General features: G+C 45.3%; 20 protein-coding genes. 15 read left to right on the plus strand and 5 right to left on the minus strand.

Annotated features, from left to right (window positions below):
• Positions 1-35: 35 nt before the first annotated feature.
• From BN8899_RS00280 to BN8899_RS00305, 6 genes are all read left to right on the plus strand, one after another.
• Complete coding sequence (locus tag BN8899_RS00280; RefSeq protein ID WP_065217833.1) at positions 36-2459, plus strand: thioredoxin family protein; 2424 nt, start codon at positions 36-38, stop codon at positions 2457-2459.
• 5 nt (positions 2460-2464) lie between these two features.
• Positions 2465-4834, plus strand: coding sequence for a S9 family peptidase (locus tag BN8899_RS00285; protein ID WP_065217834.1), 2370 nt, complete (start codon positions 2465-2467; stop codon positions 4832-4834).
• Between the two features lie 7 nt (positions 4835-4841).
• Positions 4842-6017 carry a TlpA disulfide reductase family protein gene (locus tag BN8899_RS00290; RefSeq protein ID WP_065217835.1) on the plus strand — a complete coding sequence of 392 codons (1176 nt, stop codon included), beginning with the start codon at positions 4842-4844 and terminating at the stop codon, positions 6015-6017.
• Between the two features lie 18 nt (positions 6018-6035).
• Complete coding sequence (locus tag BN8899_RS00295; protein ID WP_065217836.1) at positions 6036-7283, plus strand: thioredoxin family protein; 1248 nt, start codon at positions 6036-6038, stop codon at positions 7281-7283.
• A gap of 121 nt (positions 7284-7404) precedes the next feature.
• Positions 7405-8595, plus strand: a complete 1191-nt coding sequence (locus BN8899_RS00300; RefSeq protein WP_187376696.1) for a TlpA disulfide reductase family protein — start codon at positions 7405-7407, stop codon at positions 8593-8595.
• Positions 8596-8673: 78 nt separating this feature from the next.
• The gene (locus BN8899_RS00305) at positions 8674-9117 is read left to right on the plus strand and encodes a LytR/AlgR family response regulator transcription factor (RefSeq protein ID WP_065217838.1); all 444 of its coding nucleotides are present in this window, start codon (positions 8674-8676) and stop codon (positions 9115-9117) included.
• 70 nt (positions 9118-9187) lie between these two features.
• On the opposite strand, the gene BN8899_RS00310 is transcribed toward BN8899_RS00305, so the two are convergent.
• The 4 genes from BN8899_RS00310 to BN8899_RS00325 form a co-directional block, all read right to left on the minus strand.
• Positions 9188-10027, minus strand: coding sequence for an aldo/keto reductase (locus BN8899_RS00310; RefSeq protein WP_065217839.1), 840 nt, complete (start codon positions 10025-10027; stop codon positions 9188-9190).
• Positions 10024-11214 carry an MFS transporter gene (locus BN8899_RS00315; RefSeq protein WP_065217840.1) on the minus strand — a complete coding sequence of 397 codons (1191 nt, stop codon included), beginning with the start codon at positions 11212-11214 and terminating at the stop codon, positions 10024-10026. Before BN8899_RS00315 ends, BN8899_RS00310 begins: the two co-directional genes overlap by 4 nt.
• A gap of 170 nt (positions 11215-11384) precedes the next feature.
• Positions 11385-12461 (minus strand): alpha/beta hydrolase, encoded by a 1077-nt coding sequence (locus BN8899_RS00320; RefSeq protein WP_065217841.1) that lies wholly within the window; start codon positions 12459-12461, stop codon positions 11385-11387.
• A 124-nt stretch (positions 12462-12585) separates the two neighbouring features.
• Entirely contained in the window at positions 12586-13422 is an 837-nt protein-coding gene (locus tag BN8899_RS00325; protein WP_065217842.1) for a helix-turn-helix domain-containing protein, read from the minus strand.
• 261 nt (positions 13423-13683) lie between these two features.
• On the opposite strand from BN8899_RS00325, the gene BN8899_RS00330 reads away from it, so the two are divergent.
• From BN8899_RS00330 to BN8899_RS00370, 9 genes are all read left to right on the plus strand, one after another.
• Positions 13684-13950, plus strand: coding sequence for a hypothetical protein (locus tag BN8899_RS00330; protein WP_065217843.1), 267 nt, complete (start codon positions 13684-13686; stop codon positions 13948-13950).
• Entirely contained in the window at positions 13950-14576 is a 627-nt protein-coding gene (locus BN8899_RS00335; protein ID WP_065217844.1) for a DUF6266 family protein, read from the plus strand. Before BN8899_RS00330 ends, BN8899_RS00335 begins: the two co-directional genes overlap by 1 nt.
• Positions 14573-14941, plus strand: a complete 369-nt coding sequence (locus BN8899_RS00340; RefSeq protein WP_065217845.1) for a 3TM-type holin — start codon at positions 14573-14575, stop codon at positions 14939-14941. Before BN8899_RS00335 ends, BN8899_RS00340 begins: the two co-directional genes overlap by 4 nt.
• A gap of 99 nt (positions 14942-15040) precedes the next feature.
• Entirely contained in the window at positions 15041-15658 is a 618-nt protein-coding gene (locus BN8899_RS00345; protein ID WP_082986838.1) for an N-acetylmuramoyl-L-alanine amidase, read from the plus strand.
• 91 nt (positions 15659-15749) lie between these two features.
• Positions 15750-16376: a DUF6266 family protein gene (locus BN8899_RS00350; protein ID WP_065217846.1), complete on the plus strand. Its 627-nt coding sequence runs from the start codon at positions 15750-15752 to the stop codon at positions 16374-16376.
• 232 nt (positions 16377-16608) lie between these two features.
• A complete protein-coding gene (locus BN8899_RS00355) occupies positions 16609-17262 on the plus strand; it encodes a radical SAM protein (protein ID WP_065217993.1) in 654 nt (217 codons plus the stop codon).
• A complete protein-coding gene (locus BN8899_RS00360) occupies positions 17234-18151 on the plus strand; it encodes a carboxypeptidase-like regulatory domain-containing protein (protein WP_231932222.1) in 918 nt (305 codons plus the stop codon). Before BN8899_RS00355 ends, BN8899_RS00360 begins: the two co-directional genes overlap by 29 nt.
• A gap of 67 nt (positions 18152-18218) precedes the next feature.
• A complete protein-coding gene (locus BN8899_RS00365) occupies positions 18219-18587 on the plus strand; it encodes a hypothetical protein (RefSeq protein ID WP_148375196.1) in 369 nt (122 codons plus the stop codon).
• Positions 18588-18735: 148 nt separating this feature from the next.
• Complete coding sequence (locus tag BN8899_RS00370) at positions 18736-19266, plus strand: hypothetical protein (protein ID WP_065217849.1); 531 nt, start codon at positions 18736-18738, stop codon at positions 19264-19266.
• 22 nt (positions 19267-19288) lie between these two features.
• Here BN8899_RS00370 and BN8899_RS00375 read toward each other — a convergent pair whose 3' ends face one another.
• Positions 19289-20686 (minus strand): CCA tRNA nucleotidyltransferase, encoded by a 1398-nt coding sequence (locus BN8899_RS00375; protein WP_065217850.1) that lies wholly within the window; start codon positions 20684-20686, stop codon positions 19289-19291.
• Positions 20687-20700 lie beyond the last annotated feature (14 nt).

Genomic DNA, 20700 nt, shown 5'->3' on the forward strand with positions numbered 1-20700 from the left:
TAAAAGTGTATGTTGAACTGTAAAAATGAATAGTGATGTTAAAAAGGAATGCTTTGTATGTATGTGTATTATTGTTGTTGAGTTTGACGGGGTATGCCGGAGAACTTAGAATAGAAGCTGATTCTTCACAATTGGAAGACTTTGAGAAACGTTTGTTACGTATTTTGGATGATGAACGCGAGAAAAGGGGAATTACACTTCCGGAAGTTAATTTTGATTTGGAGCAAACTCGGGTAGGGTATGCCTATTTGATGTTCGATTCGTTAATGCAACCGGGAGGAATGTATGCTATTAATTTGGATAACCCGCAAGAATATAAATTGATAGGAGAACCTAACTATTACAGCGTGTGGGGTGGAACTTTTGCAGAAGATAAATACTATGCTTATGTGGCAATGGGCGGTGGTGCTAACCAGCCGGTAGGTTTTTATTCTATCGATTTACATACGGGGTGGAGAACTCGGATTGCCAATTATGAGGGGCGGCGTGATATTCCTTTGTTGGGGGCTATGGCTTACGACCCTGTTTCCCGGGAGATCATTGGTTTGCACGATCAGAAAATGTATTCGGTGGATCGTGAAACGGGAAAAATGAAACAATTGGCGTTAATGGATAGAGGGTTTATGACTTTTGCCATTTCGAAGGATGGTGTTATGTATGGCATTGATCGGGATGGAAATTTATGTCAGATCAATCGGCAGGGAGGCGTGAGAATAATTGGTTTTACTGGAATTCAAACGTGGGGAATGCAATCAATGACTTTCAATTCGGAAGATGGAAAATTGTATTGGGCAATGTGGAGTGACGAGGTTGTCCCGGCGTTGTGCGTGGTGGATTTGGAAACAGGCAAAGCTGTTCGAGTGGCGGATATGGGACATCGTTCGGAGTGGAATGGTTTTTATATTCCCACTCGACGTGTGGAGGGGACTCCGGGTAAAATGGAGAATCTGACATTTATTCCCGATCAAGAAGAATGTGCTAAAGGTATTTTGCGTTGGGAAAGTTTTACCGTGAATCATCCGGATTTATCTAAGGTGACTAAAATCGAAATATTCCGTGATGGAAAACTTTTGAAAACCTTGAAGGGAAGCATGCGTTCTTTCGAGGATGTCTCAATTCCTTTCGGGGAACATGTTTACCGGGTTGTCGCTTGGAATAAGTTTGGAGAAGGAGAGTCAACGTGTGTGCGGGTTTTTGTGGGGGCGGATGTACCTGCTGCGGTGACAAACGTGAAATTTGTGCGGGATAGCGCCACGAGAGGAAAAATAACGTGGGAACCTGTTACCAAAGGTAGAAATGGAGGTATGTTGGATGCTTCTTTTTTACGTTATCATGTTTACCGTTTCCCCGGAAATGAGAAAATATTGGTAACCAGCCAGACTCAATTTATAGATAATGTTTATCAACCGAATTGTTATTATTACGGGATTCAGCCGGAAACAGAAGCCGGGATGGGCGAAATAGCATATTCAAATAAATTGGTATCGGGTAACTCGTTTCCGGTACCGTATTCCTGTAATTTTGCGGAATCGGAAGGATGTTTGTGGACTGTGTTGGATAAGTTGGGAAATGGAAAAAATTGGTATTTGGTGAATCAAGTGGATAATTTTTGCTTGGCTTACGAGAGTCCGCGAAAAGGAAACCATGAAGATGATTTGTTGATTTCTCCCGCGTTATTTTTGAAAGAAGGACACTTTTACCGATTGAAATTTGATGTGAAAATATTTGCGGGCAGACCTTCGGTACACGTGACTTTCGGGGAGCATCCCACGGCAGAGTCACAACGGGAGATATTTGCTCTTGATTCGTTAAAGAATATGGTATATCGTACCTATGAGATTGATTTACCAAGGGTTTCGAAACGTGCTGGATATCATATCGGGTTCCAGAATTATTCAACAGAAGGAGAGGGAAGAACCGGGGTATTTATAACTAATGTGCGAGTGTGTGAGATTGTCGATCCCGAATTAGCTGTAAAATTGGAAAAAGTTCCATCTATAGACAATGACGGAGAAACGTTGTTGTTTGTCGGTTATCAAATGCCGAATCTTTCCGGGGGAAAAACGTTGGACGCTCAACCTTTCAATTTGTATGGAATGGGAGGAAAGTTGAAATTACTTGACGTGTGGGGAGCTGCGAATAAAAATTATCTCGGGAACCGGGCTGAGATACGGAATCTTTACAAGGATTTTCATGCTAAAGGATTGAATGTCGTGAGTATTTCTTGTGACACAGATCGGGAAGCGGTAGCCTCGGCAATTAAGGAGTATCAAATGGAGTGGCCGCAAATAGCGGAATTTATGCCTTGGCAGAATAATGTATTTGCGCAAGTGTTATACCTGCAAGGGCTACCGTGCGTGATATTGCTCGATGAAAACAATCGTGTCTTGGCGTTTGTACAGGATGCTAAACAGTTACGTCCTTTGATAAAAAGTTTATTAACAGATGATAATAAATAATTTAGATGGGAAAAAGTAAACTGGTAATCGGTTCCATTTTATTTTGCTTCTTTTTCTCGGAAGCATGGGGGCAAAAGGCAAATTATCGGGAAGCCGAGCGATTTGCCAGGGGAGGCGATGCCTCCCGTGCTCTTAAATGGCAAAATGTGCATTTGGAACCGATAGAGAATAGTGGCAGATTTTGGTTTCGTCATTTCACTGGAGATGCAATTCGTTATTATCTCGTTGATCCCAAAGCGAGAAAAAAGACAGAGTTGTTCGATTTATCCTATATGGCGCAAGAAATTGAACGGGTAATTTCTCGCCCGATAGACGAGAAAAACTTGGATATAAATATACGTTTTCTCAATAAAGGGAAAGCTTTGCGGTTCACGATCGATACATTTCGTTTGGAGTATGATTTGAAAACGAAAAAACTGACAGGTGAAAAATGGGATCCTATGACGGAATACGGTAACATACCCGTGACGAAAACTCGGGAAATCGGGAAACGAAAAGCGAAAGGATACCAATCACCTTATAAAGTGTACAGCCGGGGATATAATCTTTGGGTGTTGGATACGAGAGATTCCACGGAACGGCGATTAACGAGTGACGGAAGTGCCCATTATCCTTACGTGTCAACGTTCGTCGTGGACACGACAAGACGGGAAGAGTATTTCCCGCGGTGGTTTGAGGGAAGTGATTGTTTTTGTGTTACTCGAAGAGTGGAGGCGGGAGATATTCAAAAATATGCGTTGGTGACAGATTTATATGATAGCCCGATAGCGCGGGAATACAATTACGAGAGGGCGGGAATGAATAAAGTGGATCGATATGAAATGGTTATTTTTAACGCTCGTACGGGGCAACGCGTGGAAGTTCCTGTTGATAAATGGTCGGGACAAGCGATAGCAGCACTCGGAATGCGATTGAATGGGCGATACTTTTATTTTACCCGTGAACGTCGCACTCATGACGAGTTGGAACTTTGCCGGGTAGATTCTACAGGAGCGGTGACGGTGGTCATAAACGAGGTGTGTAAACCTTATTTTAACGTGGAACTTAACGCTACTCCGCATTGGTTTTTGGATGACGGGAATGAGATTCTTTGGTGGTCGGAACGGACGGGACATGGGCATTATTATTTGTATGATCGGGATGGTAATTTAAAACATGCCGTGACTTCGGGAGATTGGACGGCAGGTAAATATGTTTCTCTTGACGAGAAAAAAAGAGTGTTATATTTTGAAAGTTACGGTCAAATTCCCGGGGAAAATCCTTATTACAAAAGGTTGAGTAAAGTTTCGTTGGACGGGGGGGACGTGAAAATATTGACTCCGGAGATGGCAACCCATGATGTTTTATTGATGGAAGAGTATCTATGGGATAGTTTTTCTCGTGCTGATTTGGAACCGCGGAGCGTGTTGCGTGATTTGGAGGGAAATTTGATCGTGGAATTGGCTCGGGCGGATTTAAGCACGTTGTATGCTACCGGCTGGAAAATGCCGGAACCATTCACGGTGAAAGCTGCCGATGGAAAGACGGATTTGTATGGCGTGATGTGGAAACCTTATGATTTCGATTCTACCCGGCGTTACCCGATTATCTCGTATGTCTATCCCGGTCCCCAAACGGAGGAATTGGCATTGGAATTTTTTGGGGACGTGAATATGAAAAATGCGGCATTAGCGCAAGTAGGCTTCATCGTGGTCGGGTTCGGTCATCGTGGTGGCAGCCCGGTGCGGGATGCGAAATATCACACGTACGGTTATGGTAATTTGCGTGATTATGCTTTGGAAGATGATAAATGCGGGTTGGAACAGTTGATCGAGCGTTATCCTTTTATTGATGGTTCCCGGGTAGGCATATACGGTCATTCGGGAGGGGGATTCATGTCCACGGCGGCAATTTGCACTTATCCCGATTTTTATAAAGCGGCAGTTGCTTCTTCGGGTAATCATGATAATCGCATTTATAACCGGCGTTTCGTGGAAACTCATCACGGGATTAACGAGGTGCGCAAAGAAGTTCGGCGTCGGGTGAAGAGTGCCTCGGGTAAAGATTCTCTCGTGATGGAGAACAAAACCGTGTTTGAATTGAATGTACCCGTGAATGCTGATTTGGCTGGAAACCTGAAGGGGCATTTGATGTTGGTTACCGGTAGTGCTGACGACAACGTGCATCCTGCTCATACCTATCGGATGGCAGCGGCATTGCTTAAAGCGGGGAAAAATTTCGAGTTAGTCGTTTTGCCTGGGGCAGAACATAACTATTTCGGGGATCAGTGGACGTATTACGAGCGGAAAATGTGGTTCCATTTCGGGAAATATTTATTAGGCGATTACTCTTCGGAAGGACAGTCGGATATAAAATTTTACATGAATCTAAAATGAGGCGTGTATGAAAAGATTCATATATTCATTGATAAGTTGTTTCTTGTCAATTACTTTTTTGGAAAATTGCCGGCAAGCGGATTCTTTTGTTATTGAGGGAAAAGTGGCAGGTGTGGAAGAGGGAAGCATTGTGCAATTGGCGCTTGAACTTTCAGCAGCTATGGCGACTCGTCCTTTCGTGGAAACTCGGGTCGAAAACGGACGGTTCGTGTTACAAGGCGGGCTAGAAGGTCCTCGTTATTGCAGGTTACAGGTTATAGACGGGCGGAAGAAGTACATCACGCATTTGATGGTGGAAAATAGTGAAATTGCCATAACTGCGAAAGCGGGAGAGGGAAGTGCGTGGTGGGAGGAGTTCGAGGTGAAAGGTTCGTCGTCCGATAAACTTTTGCGGGAAAAGATAGTATTCCAGGAAGAGTGCCGGAAAGCGTTGGATAATAAGCAGAAAGAGTACTTTGCGCTTGTCCGGAAAATGAAAAAGAATAAGACTTTGGACGAGAGCGATTCGTTAAAAATGGCGAAATTGCAAAAAGAAATCCCCGAAGCGGAAGAAAAGTGGGAAGTTGATAGAGTGCGGATGGCAAAAGAGGCAATAAGCCGAGACAAGGAATCTTTCTGGGGACCTTTGTTGATGATTGCAATTAATCGTGGTAGTTTTAATTTGAGAAGTGAAACGAATTTGGAATTGTACCAACAATTCTCGGTGGAAGCCCAAGAAAGTTATTACGGTCATATATTGAAACAAATATTATACCCGAAAGAGTTCGAGAAAAGGCTGCCCGCTTTCTCTGGAATGGATCGTGAAGGGAATATTCGTACAGACAGGGAATTGTGGCAAGGGAAAAAATGTGTGGTCATTGATTGTTGGGCAAGTTCTTGCGCTCCTTGTCGTAAGCATATTCCGGAGTTGAAAAAATTGTATGCCGATTATGCTGACAAGGGATTGGAAATTATTGGTGTTTCAGTGGACCGAAAAGAAGAATCTTGGAAAAAGGCATTGGATGAGGAACAAATGCCTTGGGCGAATTTGTTCGATTGCGAGTATGATTTTTATAATAAGTTGAAAGTCTACGGAATCCCATTGATTTTACTAGTAGATAGGGAAGGGAAAATTATTGCTAGGGGAGGTAGTGAATTGATGAAGGATTTGCGGGGAAAAGTGAATGAACTTTTAATAGAGTAATATTAAAATGGAGGTAATATGAATAGAATTGTATTATTGTGGATTTGTTGTTTGGGATTTTGTTTCGGGGGATTTGCTCAAGGAATAGAATTTCAGACAGGGAGTTTCGAGGAAATCATGAAAATAGCCAAGGAACAAAAGAAGTGGGTATTTATTGATGTGTATGGACCGATATGTCCTCCTTGCCGGCAAATGGAGAAAGAGGTTTTTCCCGTTCCGGAGGTAGGTGAATTTTATAATTCCCATTTTTTGTGCATGAAAGTGAACGGGCAAACGGAAGAAAAGGAATTAGTGGCGACTTATCGGGTGCGTATGTGGCCCACCTATCTTTTTTTTGATTACGAGGGAAATTTGAGGTATCAATCGAAAGGAAGTATGTCTGCGGAAGCGTTTATTGCCGAGGGGAAAAAAGCTTTTACCGCTGATAGCGAGTTGAAAGAATACTCGTATTGGTTGAAACAGTATATCGTTGAAGGGGGATCTGCTTTATTTTTGTCCGATTTCTCGGGTGCGATGATGAAAAGAGGGATAAGTCTTGCTGAGGCTTTCGGACGTTATTGGGTTGCCCGACAAAAAGCTCTGCTTTCACCCGGGAAGGCGGGGCAATGGCTGGACGAGTGTTCAACCTCGATGCTTAACGTGAACGATTTCATGGCGGAAAATTTGCCCCAATTTTCTGAAATGCAACGGTTGTTCGGGCCTTCTGATCCGGTAAATAGTAAAGCTTACCCGATGCTGGCGTTGGGGGATACGCTCGTGAAGAAAATATTAATCCTGATGCAAGGGCAAAACGTGATACAGATAAAAAATCATGCTTTGTTATCGAAAAATCGGGAATTGATGGATTATGCGCTTGCTTTATGGGATAAATTGCCGGAGAAAAACCGGATAGGAGAACGGGAGGTATTCGAGTTGGAGTTTTTATTAGCGATAGATGATACGAAAAAGTACGTGAGTCAAGCGACTCGTTTCCTCGACCGTTTGATGAAGAATGTATCCCGGGAAAGTTTGTTAGAATTGGGGAAACGGGAGACGGGACAGATGGCGGCATGGGGAATTAAAGAGGAGTGGAAGGAGCGTTTCGAGGAAATGTATTGCGATCTTTATTTCAATTACGTGGAAACTATTGTCCGGCAGTGCATGGCGCTTTGCAAAAACAAAAAGCAATTACCGAATATCATGCGTTGGGCTGAATATGGAGAACAATTGAAACCGGGCACAGCCAGTGCGAAACAATTCAGTTCGGACGTGAGAAATTGGAAATGATCATCAAGTTCATATAAAATTAGGCTTTTCTGTAATGGATCGGGAGGGAAGATCGGTGCGTGCTTTCCCCCGATTCTAATTTAAGTAATTGTGAAATAAGATTTAATTAGATATGTATTATATGAAAAGATTGTTTAATTTGTTATTGGCTTGTGTCTGTGTTGTTTCCGTTTCTTGTGGCAACGTTGACACGAAAATTTTTACTTTGTCGGCAGAAATTGAGGGATTGAAAGGAGAGGGGGAGATGTACCTATTTGCCACGGGTGGAGGAGGGCGACTGGAACGAGCTTTCGCTTTTGCCCCGGTAAAAGACGGAAAGTTTGTTTTACGGGATTCGATTGATAGTCCCCGTTATTGTAATATGGAAATTCGTGTTGGGGGAAAAATACTTTCTCGTTCTTTGATTTTGGGTAACGAACTGATCACGATTCGAGGTAAAGTATCTAAAGATGAGAACGCGAATTTTATTTGGGATGAATGTTGTATCGAGGATTCTCGATTGAATCAACTTTTACCAGCCAAATTGGCTTTTTGGACAGATTATCAAGAGAAGTTGAAAAAGGCGAGGAATAAGTATAACGAGATCTTGTTATCATTGAATAATAGGCAGTTGACGAGAGATGAAATCGATTCTGTAACAAGAACTCAGGAATTTGTCCGTGTGGCAGAAGAAATGCGACAAATGGAAAAGGAGTGTGGCGAGAATGTAAATCGTGTGGCAAAGCAAGTCGTGTTGCGAGATAAAGATACATTTTGGGGACCGCTTATTATGGCGATTTGCGGGGATGCCTTTTTATGGGAGGAAAGTTTAGAGATATTCGATCAATTTTCGGAAGAAGCAAAAGCAAGTTATTACGGAAGGCTCTTGCGGGAGCGCTTTTATCCGGATTCTTCCTCCAGGGATATGTTGCCAGATTTTTCGGCAAAGAATCGGGAGGGAGAAATGTACGCGATAGAGGAGGCTCGAAAAGGGAAAAAATGCATTATCATTGATTTTTGGGGAACTCACTGTGCTCCGTGCATTCAGGCTATTCCACACCTGAAATCCCTGTATGCCGAATACGCGTCAAAAGGTCTGGAAATAGTAAGTATCTCGATTGATTTGAAAGAAGCGATGTGGAAAAATTCGTTGGATAAATTGCAAATGCCTTGGATAAATTTGTTGGATACAAGAGCCGTTTTCAACGAAAAATTCAATGGAATGGCTATACCGTACGTTTTAGTCGTGGACGCCAGTGGTAAAATCGTGGCGCGGAATCTGAAAGGGGATGATTTGCGGGACAAAGTAAAGGAAGTGTTGGGGATAGAATAAAATTGTAAGTTATTTTACTTTCAATAGTATAAATACCTGCCGGGAGGCCTGTTTCTCGGGACATAATATGATAATATTATGGAACAGAAACAAAATAATGAAGGAATGGAAAATAGCCTCCCGGCAGGTAATGCCGTAGTGGTAAATGATCGTTACCGTCACGATCGGTTTTTCGTCTGGTACAATGACGCGTACCGGATGGTCTTGTGCTCGAGGATTGCTTGGTTGCAGGCGGATCGTGATTATTGTTTTATTCATTTCAAAGATGGTACTAAAATGATCGTGGTCCACACGTTGAAAGAGGTGCTGCAAGCGCTTCCTCCCGATCAATTTGCCCGGGTTCACCGCAGCTACGCTGTCTGCCTGGATCTTGTGGACCGCTTGGTTGGGAACACGCTCTACATCGGCAAGCAGGATTTTCCGGTGAATCCCGCTTACAGGGAGAACGTTTATTCCCGTTTCCAATTTTTAGGAAAGGTGAAAGGCTTTTATAAATATAAAATTGTGAAAAATAGCAAGTAAACATATATAACCCGTCCTGGGAGACGGTCTTCCGGGCAGGTTTGAATATTTTATGTTGTAGAGCGTTTTATTACCACCCTGCCAATGGGATTTTTCGTGTCGGAGCGGGGAATACCATATCCAAATCATGTAGATCTGCCTCTGTCAAGTCGATGGAAAGACTTCGAAAATTATCTTCCACGTGGGCTATATTGCTGGCTTTGGGAATGGCGATGATTCCGGGTTTGCGAATTGTCCATGCCAATGCGATTTGTGCGGGCGAGGCATTATGCCGTTGGGCGATTTCCACTAATTTATGGTGGCGCAGAAGCCGTCCTTCTCCAATTGGAGAATAGGCCATGAGCGGCATTCTGCGAGTAGCACACCACGGCACGAGATCGAACTCCACGCCACGGTCGCCGAGATTATAGAGTACCTGATCGGTAGCGCAGCCATTCCCACCGGGCAGCGAAACAATTCGTTCCATGTCGGCAGTATCCAGATTACTGACGCCCCACATGCGGATTTTTCCCTCCTGCTGCAATTCAGTCATCGCCCGCACGGTTTCATCGTAGGGATGGCGTCCTTTCCAGTGCAACAGATAAAGGTCGATATACTCTGTACCGAGGCGCTGCAAACTGCGTTCACAAGCGAGCTTCGTGCCCCGATAGCTCGCGTTATTCGGTAAAACTTTGCTCACGAGAAATACCCGTTCTCTGTAAGGACGGACAGCTTCGCCTACCAGTTCTTCATTGTCGTACATTTCTGCCGTATCGACGAGGTTCATGCCCAACTCGATGCCATGTCGTAATGCCTGTATTTCTTCCTGCCGCCGTGCGGCGGATTGTCCCATTTTCCACGTGCCTTGTCCCAACGGGCATACAATCTGCCCATTCGGGAAAGCGGTTGCCGGTCGTTCCGATGTTTTCATATTGACGATATGATGTATTTTTCACGATTCATCAGATTGTTTCTGATGATAATGCTTATAATCCCGATAATAAGGAATATCACGGCTCCTAACGGGGATGAATGTGTACCCCATGCGGTTATGAACACGCCGCATATTGCCGTTCCCAGCGTCGTGCCGAGATTCGCGGCGGTCAGGAATAGACCGTTGGCAAAATCGGGGGCTTCGGTCGCGGAAGTGGAAACCATGAATTGATTACCATTGTTGGCGATACCTGCGAATATTCCCAATACCAGAATGACGATTGTCGTCGGTAGGGTAAATTCCCCAAGGCCGTAAAGAGCGAGATAAAGTATCGTCATAATGATAGGTGCGTATTTCAACGTGGCGAAAGGACGTTGTGCCAACAATTTCCCGGCTGCGATATTGCCGACGATATTTGCCATACCGTAAACGAATAGCAGGATGCTTATCACTTTGAAGGAGACATTCGTGACCGTTATCAGGTAATCGGACAAATAGCTGTAAAAGCCGAACATGGCCGCATTCATCAACAACGCCGCAAGGAAAGAATTCCATAATACAGGCTTTTTCAATACGCCGAGTTGCGTGCCATACGATAACCGTTCCTTAACGGGCATGGACGGTATCAGGAAAAGGGTTGCAAGCAGTACCGCCGCATTGATAACGGTAAAAAATACCATTGCCGCCGAAAACGAAAATTCGCTGGCGATATAACTTGTTACAGGTACTCCGAGCACCATTCCCGCCGATACTCCGGCGAAGATTTTGGAAACGGCTTTCGGGGCATCCTCCCGACTGACGGACGAGGCGGCAGTTGAAAAAGCGATGGATACGTACAGCGGATGAAAGAATGCCGGAACGGCACGGGTTATCAGCAGTACGGTAAAATTTGTCGTGAAGACCGAAACAAGGTTGGATATCACGAATACGGACAAGGCAAGTATCATGACCGTTTTGCGGTTTACCCGTGAAAAAAGCAATGGCACGACGGGAGCCGAGAAGGCGATGATCAGCGCGAAGAGACTGACCGTCCAACCTGCATCCGGAACCGTAACACCGAAAGTGTCCGCTATGATAGGAATAATGCCTACCACACCCATTTCGGTATTCAGAATTCCGAACACTCCGAGCGTGAGGATAAACATTAACAAGCTGTTGTGATTTTTTTTAGTCGATATACTCATATTTTAGTCGATATTTGGAAAAACAGGCAGGGCATTTCACCTGCCTGTTTCCCGATTTCGTATCATCAAATGATTCTTTCAATTCATTCTTGAATCTTTTTTTTCTGTTATTCTTCTTGTGTGCCCTTCGTAAGAGAAATAGGCTATTAATATTTTCTTATCCATTGTTTCTAATTATTGAAGTTTAATTTGAAAAATGTTTCCAGCTTGTCGAATGGGATGACCGTCAAATTGTCGTAAAGGTCTGTATGGCTGGCGCCGGGAATGATCATCAGTTCCTTGTTATCGCCTTTCAGTTTCTTGAACGCATCTTCACCAAAGTAGCGGGAGTGCGCCTTTTCGCCGTGAATGATAAGCACGGCATTCTCGATTTCGTCCGCACGGCTCATAAGCGGGAAGTTGATGAACGGGATGGCTTCAGTTGCATTCCGTCCCTGATTGGAGTTGAGCGAGCGTTTGTGATAACCGCGCGGGGTCTTGTAATAGGCATGGTAATCCTTGAAGAACTGCGGGGCATCGGCTGGCAATTCATCAGGGACACCGCCGCCCGGTTTCGGGAAACCGTTACGGAAATCCTCGGTACGCTGTGCCGCCAATACCTTGCGGAGCGCATTGCGGGTTTCGGCGTTGTCGTTGGCATCGAAATAGCCGTTGGCACTGACACGGCTCATGTCGTACATCGTCGAAGCTACGGTCGCCTTGATGCGCGGGTCGGCAGCTGCGGCATTGATGGCCAGTCCGCCCCAGCCGCAAATGCCGATGATACCGATTCGCTCGGGATCTACCTTGTCATTGGTCGCAAGAAAATCGACGGCTGCCGAAAAATCCTCTGTATTGATGTCGGGCGATACCACGTAGCGAGGTTCTCCGCCGCTCTCTCCGGTGTAGGAGGGGTCGAAAGCGATGGTTAGGAAACCACGCTCGGCCATTGTCTGGGCATAAAGTCCGGCAGCCTGTTCCTTGACAGCACCGAACGGCCCGCAGACGGCAATGGCGGGGAGTGTGCCAGAAACATCTTTCGGCACATACATGTCGGCGGCAAGCGTGATCCCATAACGGTTGGTAAATGTTACTTTGCTGTGGTTCACTTTGTCGCTCTGGGGAAACGTCTTGTCCCATGCTTGCGTAAGATTCAATGTTTTCATATCACTTGTTTTTTGATTTGTTGTACTGTTCGTGCAGCTAGTAAGCAGTCCTATCCCGAATAAGGCTGTAATGGCTGCGGTTTTCAGATTCGTCGTTTTCATTCTATCTATTATTACTTAAATGGTCATTATTTTATAATGCAAAGTTAAAGAGAAAGCCTCTCGGAAAAATTACTGAGAGGCTCAAATAGCTTTATTGGAAAGCTCAAAAAGTTGTGCTTCTAATTTATACGGATGCGGCAGTCGGAGATATGCCGTATTGTTTTTTGAAAGCTGTCGAGAAATGCGACGGATTCTTGAATCCTACCTCCGCGTAAACATCCACGACTTTTTTACCGCCTTCCTTCATTTTGGAATAGGCCACTTCGAGCCGTTTTCGGATAAGCCATTTTTCGGGTGTCAGGTCGCTGATTTTTTTGAAATCCCGTTTGAACGTGGCAAGACTGCGTCCCGTGTAATGCGCCATTTCTTCCATCGTGAACTCGTACATATAATTCTCGTTCATAAATTCCATGATGTCTATTTTCCACGGTTCGTTGAAGTCGAAGAGTGTCGGGGCAAACCGCTTGTCGATATGCAGAAGCGCAAGCAGCCCCTCTTGTAATTTCAGGTTCATGAAATCGTCTCTGGGTTTTACTTCCGGGTCGAAGTAAGGGGTCATGGAAGCAAACAGGCTGGCGAGTTCTACCGTTTTCGGTAGTTTTATTACGCCGGAATCGAGTTTGGGGGTGTTAACTGGTACCTTGCCTTGCTCCAACTTGCCATACATTTCCCGTAAGAAGCGGCGTGTGAACATCAGAAAGATGCCACAGTAGCGTTCCCCGTCCTTTGTTTTCTTATACATCGTGATGTGATGGTCGCGCGGGATGAAGACGCATTCGCCTTTCCCTACATGGATTTGTTCTTTTCCATTGTCGAGAAGCATCTCGCCCGAATAGACATAATTGATGGCATATTCGCGGGAACGATGTATGCAACCACTGAGGTCATCGTAGAAGAAACTGTAAAATACATCGTTGTAATTGAAAATGAGTTTCATTGGACCTAGTTGTTCTTCTGTCATATTTTTATATTTTTGTTTTCGACTACAAATATAGCCAAACTATATTATTTCCGTACGGCTCGTTTTTCTTTTTTTCGGGCGGTTTTTCCGCAAGATAGTTGTTGGGGTTGGGGAAGCTATGAAGAGTATTTTTTGTGTTTTATTATGGAGTTCAACGAAAGAAGGCGTTTGCCGGGAGTGATGATCTCCTGTGCTTGGACAATAAACTTGTGTTTGGCTGTACCGTGCTTTACTTTTGGGGTGTAATTAAAAAATAGAGTTATGAGATTATTGACAAGGCTTCCCGGTGAACAAGTATGTTTGTCGCCGGGAAAAGGAAAAGAAAGGGAAAAGAAGAGGGTGAGAACGGGATACAACTCCAGAGATGCTCCCGAGTGCTATTTGGCCAACACCGGACACGGCTATTGTAAAACGGTTCTTGTAGTGATAGAGTGTCCCTGGCGGATCTTTATTATCGCTCTATTTCCTGCCATGTGCGTGGGAAATGGGATGGAAACCGAGGATTATTCATTTAAAAACGTGGCGTGATGGCAGAAGTAAGTAGTATTTTCAAGATCAGGGGACGAATCGGTAACACGATTTTCGTCGGGTTAAATGGCAAGTGTTATGCCCGCTCGGTGGCGACAAGGGTGACGAACCCGAATACACCGAAGCAACAAATGGTGCGTGCCAGGTTCCGGGTGGCACTTCGTTTTTACCAGCGATTGAAGGATACTCCGCTGGGGGAGATCTGGAGGTTGGCGGGGAAGAAAGCGAAGCTCACGGGGTACACGTTGTTCATGAAGGAGAACTTGAGCGTGTTCGACCACGAGGGAAAGATCGTTGATTTCGACAGGTTGCGTTTGGCGGTGGGAAATCGTTGTGATGCACGTGCTTTCGCGGTATCCCAGGATGGCACGGGGCAAGTGGTGATTCGCTGGGAGAATGATGACGAGGAGGTTTGCCTGGGTGAGAACGACCGGTTGGTGGTGGCTTTGCTTTACGGGGATCGTTTGTTTTCACCAGAGGTGGTGGAGGAGTTGGAAGCCGTGAGGCGTGATGGCGTGGCGACGTTTCGCCTGGCGAGAAGCAAGGACGTGGATGTCCATTTGTATTGTTTTTTTGTTTCTCCCGGGGGAGAGTATATCTCGGATTCACAACATTTGTTGCTATGAATAAGGTGAAGGGTGTTGTTAGCGCGGTCAACGAGTTGGTTGATCGTCTGACCCTCCCGTCGAGGGAGAAGCGGCAGTTGAAAACCGATTTGTTGAAAGTTTTCATGGAGTGGGAACAGCGGGTGATGGAAGCCCGGTCGGTTGTGTTGACGGAAGAAGCCCGGGGAAATTGGCTGCAACGTTCGTGGCGACCGCTGGTGATGTTGGTTTTTACTTCGATCGTGCTTGTCGGGACATTCACGAACTTGCCGATTCTTGCCGACACGTCCCGTTTATGGGATTTGTTGGAAGTCGGGATTGGCGGTTACGTGGTAGGGAGAAGTGGTGAGAAAATCCTGCAACTCTTTGTGCGAAAACGACTTTGACCCAGTGATTCCGGCCGAGTGGTCGACGTTCTCCCGTGATCACAAAATCATGGAACCGGCAATTACAGTATGATTTATTTTAAACTTAAAACTATTAAAATGTCATTTCCAATTTTCAAATCCCCGTCTTTAATTGTAAACCATCGTTTGATGGATGGCGGGGTGGTTCATCTGGTATGCGCAAAGAATACCAGACCGTTAGAGAAACCGGACACGATCGTGTTGCATTACACGGCAGGCAGAAGTGGTGAATCATCGGCGATTTACCTGACCCGACCGGACGTGGGAGCTTCTGCCCACCTGGTGATCGGGCGGGACGGGAAGGTTTTTCAGCTTGTGCCGTTTAATATCGAGGCGTGGCACGCCGGGAGGAGTTTTTACAGGGGGCGTGCCGAGTTTAATCATTTCTCGATCGGTATAGAGCTCGATAATCTCGGGAAACTGGCTCGGGAGGGGAAACGGTTCGTGGCAGAGTGCGGGGTGGAGGTTGACCCGCGGGAGGTTTATGCGGATGAGGCGAGAGGAAAAATCTCTTACTGGCACAAGTACACGGACGGGCAAATACGAGTATTGCGTGACGTGTGTCGGTTGCTGGTATCGGAATACCCGATTTACAACATCCTGCGCCATTCGGATATCACTCCCCGTAAGGTAGATCCGGGACCGGCACTCCCGGAGATCACGTTGGAAAGTTTGTTACTCGCTTCTGGCGAGTAACAAGTTACAGGTTGCAAGTTGCATTTGCTTTTGGCAAGTGACAGGTTTAATATTAGGAAATTTTCAATTTTTCATTTTCAATTATCAAGTTATGGCAGAATTTAATTCTTATTTGTTAGGTAAAGCGAAAAGATCAGTAGGTAACATCACGTTGTGTTACACGAGAAGGAAGAATATCGCGAAGGCGAAGATTTTTTCAAGGAAGGATAACCCGACGCCGGAAATGTTGGCGCAGCGGGCAAGGATGAAGGCGTTGGTGCAATTGTCACGAAGTCTTTTGCCCGTGATTCGAAAGGGATTCCTAGGAATCGGGAACGGGTCGACGTCGAATGCGTTCGTGGTGCGAAACATGAAGGCGGTGACTGTGGACGAGAGGAACGAGGTTACGGTCAATTTTGAACAATTGTTGGTGGCTGCCGGAATATTGAATTCGCCGAAGGTGACGGCAACATACAGCGAGGAAAGCCAGAAGTTTTTGTTCGAGCAGGAGATGCAGGAAGAAGAAGACGGTTATGCTTTTGCCGATGATCAGGTGTATGCCGTGTTGTATGAAACAGAGCGGGGCAGATCGAGATTGGTGGAATTGAGGACGCGTGGAGAGAGTGGTAGCACCACTTACGCCCTTCCCGAGGAATGGGATAACACGAAGGTGAAGGTATATTGTTTTGCCATGTTGAAGAGGGGTAAGGAAGTGTCGAATAGTAGGTTGATCCTCTAGGCGGGAGAGTTGTGGCGTGAAGAATCATTGTGGAGAAAGGGCAAATTCCCTTTCTCCTTTTCTTGTATTTTCCACTAAAATTAGTATCTTTGTAAAGATTGCATTGTTTAACGTGTAAATAGTCATGGTAAATCGAGGCAAGCAAACATGTAAAATCTTGAACGATATTCGTAAACAGATTACGGAAGTGAATGCTTGTGTCAGAAATATAACTTTAAATGCTATGTGGCAGATGAGTGATTTGGAATTATCACCCAAAGTTATCGGAATTGCTCGTCACCGTCTTCAAACGGATGGCGAAGGAGTTTCTACGTTGGTGGCGTTTCACGGCTGCCCGTTGCGTTGTCGGCATTGCTTGAACCCCCAATCGAGGGACAAGGGAAGGCAATGGAAACGGTATGATTGTGCCGCGTTGTATGACGAGGTGAAGGTGGATGCCCTTTATTTTCTGGCAACTCGTGGAGGGGTGACTTTCGGGGGAGGGGAGCCGTGCTTACAGTGTGAATTTATCCGGGAGTTCCGGGAGCTTTGCGGGAGGGAGTGGCTGTTGACCTTGGAAACTTCGTTGAACGTGGAGCGGGAGCGTATAGAGCGTTTGCTTCCGGTGGTAGATCGTTTTATTATTGATATTAAAGATATGAATCCCGTTATTTACAAGCGATACACGGGGATGGATAACGAGGCTGTCATCCGTAATCTCTGTTTATTGATCGAACGGGGACGGGCGGGAGATATGATTGTACGCGTACCCCTTATTCCCGGTTATAATACCGATAGTGACCGGATGGAGAGTTGCCGGCAGTTGGAAGGGATGGGGGTAAAGCATTTTGATCTTTTCACGTATATAATAGACAGGTATGATGACTCCAGGAAAACAAACATGTAGAATCTTGAAAGAGATCCGCAAACAAATTGCTGAGGCGAACGACATAGAGTATATCGTTTCGGGATGCCAGTATAAAGGGGATTGTTTGGGTACTTGTCCCAAATGCGAGGAGGAGGTGCGTTATCTGACGCAAGCCTTGGAACACAGGCGTTTGGCGGGTAAGGTAGTCTCGTTGGTCGGGTTGTCCGTGGGGTTGTTGGGGCTTCCGCAAGCGGTGTGTGCTGCGGGAGAGGGGGATGTTGTCGGGGTGGAAACGGTTCACGTGAGAGCGGGGAAGGTACTCGTGAAAGGTCGGGTCACGGATAGCGTGGGGAATCCGTTGGAGAATGCGCATATCGTGGAAAAAGGAACTGCGAGGGGAACTTGCAGCGATAAGGATGGATATTTCACGCTGTGCGTGTCGGGATCGTTGCCGATATGTGTTTCGTTTGTCGGGTTTCAAACGAAGGAGATTTGGGTGCCGAGAGGGGGTATTCCTGATTTGCGGGTGGTGTTGAGTGATGAGGTTGTTCCATTGAATGAAATCGATGCGATAAGTTTCTTGTATAATATGAATCATTACACAGTTTCTGGTAGTACTACTGTTCTTTGTGGTGGTATTGGAGTAGAACGTCAAGGTGGGTTCTATGTTGATGGTTGTGTTGTGGACGAGAACGGGATTCCCTTGTCGGGGGTCGAGATTTATCGGAAACGGTGTAGAAAGGAGATTCACGTGCAATATGTTTATCACCAAGGATTGTTTAATTTTTGGCAAAAAAGACGTAAAAAACTTTGGTTCTTCAAGGAGGGGTATTTGCCACAAAGGGTGAAAGTCAAGAAAAAGAATGCGAAAGGACTGCAAGTGGTGTTGAAAAGAGAAATCCAAGATAAAAAACGTAGTGTAAAGTAGCGATCAATTTAGAATGATTTCGTATCTTTGCATCATATTTTTCGTAAATAGTGGTATGAAAGTTTTCATGAAATATTGTATTCTGCTCATTTTAGCGGTAGTCTATCTCGGACAACAGATGGATACCTCTCGCTATGTGGAAAAGGCGGTGAGGCAGGAGCGGCTTGTTTCTAATGAAAAGGAGGCTTTCGAACGGTTAGCTATGCTGACGGCGATGAACGGGAACGCATTACCGGTGAACGTGGCACATGACGTTTCAAACGTACAGCCTACTTGCCGTTATTTGCAGAGGAATAGTTTCTCGCTTCAGGTCGAGGAATATAGAAAAATACTTACGCCTTATTTCAGGTATGTCGAAAATGATTATCTCGACTCTTTCGCGTTAAGACAAGACGGGGGATACTATGTCTTTGCCTTACGTGAAATCATTGTATGATTCAATTTTATTTTGTGGGAAAACTTTGCTCGCTCGTGAACGGGTAAAGAATGTTTTCGTGTGTCGCTATCGAATACACGGGACGGGACTGGTCTAAAGGAGTGTTGCCAGTATTCTGAATAAAATAATCATACATAGAATTAATATCATGGAAACTAAATTTGACTATATTGATGATGTCATCCTAAAAGTAGATGAAGGAAAAGTAGAGAAAAAGAAAAAATCACCCGTGAAACCTTTAGGGTTGTTGCTCGTGGGAGCAGCCATTCTTTGGGTTGGCGCAAATCATATTAATACGGCACAGAGCGATACGCTTTCTTCCATCATTATTATGATTGGGTTGGCTGTTGTAGGTTGGGGAATTATGGCATTTATTATCAAGAAAGAACGTTACGTGTACAAGCCGACGGGAAAAGCCATGAAGAAGCACAAAGTGTACGTGGCCGCGAACCAATCTTCTCAGTTGTACAATATTATCGAGCAAAACAAGTTTGATGATCTCCAGTCATTGAGCCGTGCCGACCAATCTAATTTGAGCCTGGAAGTTTTTTGTAGTGAAGACGAACAATACGCTTTATTGCAGGTGATGGAGTTTATTCCTTACAATGATGTGCCGAGGACTGAGGTGAAAGTTTACGAGGGAACTCCAGCAAAACAAATAGCTTACTTCTTAAAATAGAAAATGGGGATAACCCCATTTTCTATTGTTTCTGAATTCCCAATTCGGCAGCTACCTTGAACATATATTCACGGGCTTCCGTGGGATCATTACCTATAATGCCGTCGAGGATAGCTTCCTTGATGGCATTTTTTATATCACCGATAGCTTTGCATGGTGGTAAATTGAAGGTTTCCATGATTTCCTCGCCGCTTACCGGAGGTTGGAAGTTACGAATGGCATCTTTTTCTTCCACCTCTTTCAGTTTCTGGCGAACGATTTGAAAATTCTGCATGAAACGACGGACTTTTACTTCGTTTTTGGAAGTAATATCGGCTTCCGCGAGAGTCATCAGGTCGTCGATGTCGTCCCCGGCGTCAAATAGAAGACGGCGGACAGCCGAGTCAGTTACGATCTCTTCCGATAAAACAATCGGGCGCATATGCAGGGATACGAGTTTTTGCACGTATTTCATCTTCTCGTTCTGGGGAAGTTTAAGCCGATTGAATAGTTTGCCTACCATGCGCTCGCCGACATGGTTGTGCCCGTAGAATGTCCATCCCTGTCCCGGTATAAATTTCTTGGTCACTGGCTTGGCTATATCGTGGAGCAAGGCAGCCCAACGGAGCCACAGGTCGTCGGACACCCGGCTGACGGAGTCCAGTACGGTCAGCGTGTGATAGAAATTGTCTTTATGACCGATCCCGTCCACGGATTCCACGCCTTTGAGAGCCGTTAGCTCGGGAAAGAATACATCCAGCAATCCGGTTTGTTCCAATAACTTCAAGCCTACAGAAGGACGGGGAGATGCCATGATCTTATTGAATTCGTCCATGATACGCTCTTTTGACACGATTTTCAGGCGCTCTTTATTAGCGATGATGCCTTTAAAAGTAATAGCCTCGATCGTGAAATTCAATTGTGAGGCAAAACGTACCGCCCGCATCATACGTAACGGATCGTCCGAAAACGTGATGACGGGATCGAGAGGGGTTCGTAATATCCCGTCTTCCAGGTCTTGCATCCCGCCGAACGGATCGACTAATTGTCCGTAGGTTTCTTGGTTCAGGGAAATAGCCAAAGCGTTTATCGTGAAATCCCTGCGTTTCTGGTCGTCATCGACCGTACCTTCTTCCACGATCGGTTTGCGGGAATCCCTTTGATAAGATTCTTTGCGTGCACCGACGAATTCAATCTCCATTCCTTTGTAACGGAACATAGCTGTCCCGAAATTCTTGAAAACGGAAACATTGAGATTGCCGAGTTGTTTTGCCGCGGTTTCAGCCAATTCAATGCCACTACCCAAAACCACAATATCAATGTCCTTGGAAGGACGTCTTAATATAAGGTCGCGTACATAGCCTCCAATCACGTATATTTCCAACCCCTTTGCTGTCGCTATTTCGGATAAGACTTTAAAAATCGGATGAGTTAATTGCATATTTTATAGATAAA

Source organism: Butyricimonas sp. Marseille-P2440 (assembly GCF_900091675.1).
Classification (GTDB): domain Bacteria; phylum Bacteroidota; class Bacteroidia; order Bacteroidales; family Marinifilaceae; genus Butyricimonas; species Butyricimonas synergistica.

Bases quoted from the DNA above. Each gene is read 5' to 3' on its own strand.
- BN8899_RS00280 (WP_065217833.1), top strand. From the start codon at position 36: ATGTTAAAAAGGAATGCTTTGTATGTATGTGTATTATTGTTGTTGAGT.
- BN8899_RS00285 (WP_065217834.1), top strand. From the start codon at position 2,465: ATGGGAAAAAGTAAACTGGTAATCGGTTCCATTTTATTTTGCTTCTTT.
- BN8899_RS00290 (WP_065217835.1), top strand. From the start codon at position 4,842: ATGAAAAGATTCATATATTCATTGATAAGTTGTTTCTTGTCAATTACT.
- BN8899_RS00295 (WP_065217836.1), top strand. From the start codon at position 6,036: ATGAATAGAATTGTATTATTGTGGATTTGTTGTTTGGGATTTTGTTTC.
- BN8899_RS00300 (WP_187376696.1), top strand. From the start codon at position 7,405: ATGAAAAGATTGTTTAATTTGTTATTGGCTTGTGTCTGTGTTGTTTCC.
- BN8899_RS00305 (WP_065217838.1), top strand. From the start codon at position 8,674: ATGGAACAGAAACAAAATAATGAAGGAATGGAAAATAGCCTCCCGGCA.
- BN8899_RS00310 (WP_065217839.1), bottom strand. From the start codon at position 10,027: ATGAAAACATCGGAACGACCGGCAACCGCTTTCCCGAATGGGCAGATT.
- BN8899_RS00315 (WP_065217840.1), bottom strand. From the start codon at position 11,214: ATGAGTATATCGACTAAAAAAAATCACAACAGCTTGTTAATGTTTATC.
- BN8899_RS00320 (WP_065217841.1), bottom strand. From the start codon at position 12,461: ATGAAAACGACGAATCTGAAAACCGCAGCCATTACAGCCTTATTCGGG.
- BN8899_RS00325 (WP_065217842.1), bottom strand. From the start codon at position 13,422: ATGACAGAAGAACAACTAGGTCCAATGAAACTCATTTTCAATTACAAC.
- BN8899_RS00330 (WP_065217843.1), top strand. From the start codon at position 13,684: ATGAGATTATTGACAAGGCTTCCCGGTGAACAAGTATGTTTGTCGCCG.
- BN8899_RS00335 (WP_065217844.1), top strand. From the start codon at position 13,950: ATGGCAGAAGTAAGTAGTATTTTCAAGATCAGGGGACGAATCGGTAAC.
- BN8899_RS00340 (WP_065217845.1), top strand. From the start codon at position 14,573: ATGAATAAGGTGAAGGGTGTTGTTAGCGCGGTCAACGAGTTGGTTGAT.
- BN8899_RS00345 (WP_082986838.1), top strand. From the start codon at position 15,041: ATGTCATTTCCAATTTTCAAATCCCCGTCTTTAATTGTAAACCATCGT.
- BN8899_RS00350 (WP_065217846.1), top strand. From the start codon at position 15,750: ATGGCAGAATTTAATTCTTATTTGTTAGGTAAAGCGAAAAGATCAGTA.
- BN8899_RS00355 (WP_065217993.1), top strand. From the start codon at position 16,609: ATGAGTGATTTGGAATTATCACCCAAAGTTATCGGAATTGCTCGTCAC.
- BN8899_RS00360 (WP_231932222.1), top strand. From the start codon at position 17,234: ATGATGACTCCAGGAAAACAAACATGTAGAATCTTGAAAGAGATCCGC.
- BN8899_RS00365 (WP_148375196.1), top strand. From the start codon at position 18,219: ATGAAATATTGTATTCTGCTCATTTTAGCGGTAGTCTATCTCGGACAA.
- BN8899_RS00370 (WP_065217849.1), top strand. From the start codon at position 18,736: ATGGAAACTAAATTTGACTATATTGATGATGTCATCCTAAAAGTAGAT.
- BN8899_RS00375 (WP_065217850.1), bottom strand. From the start codon at position 20,686: ATGCAATTAACTCATCCGATTTTTAAAGTCTTATCCGAAATAGCGACA.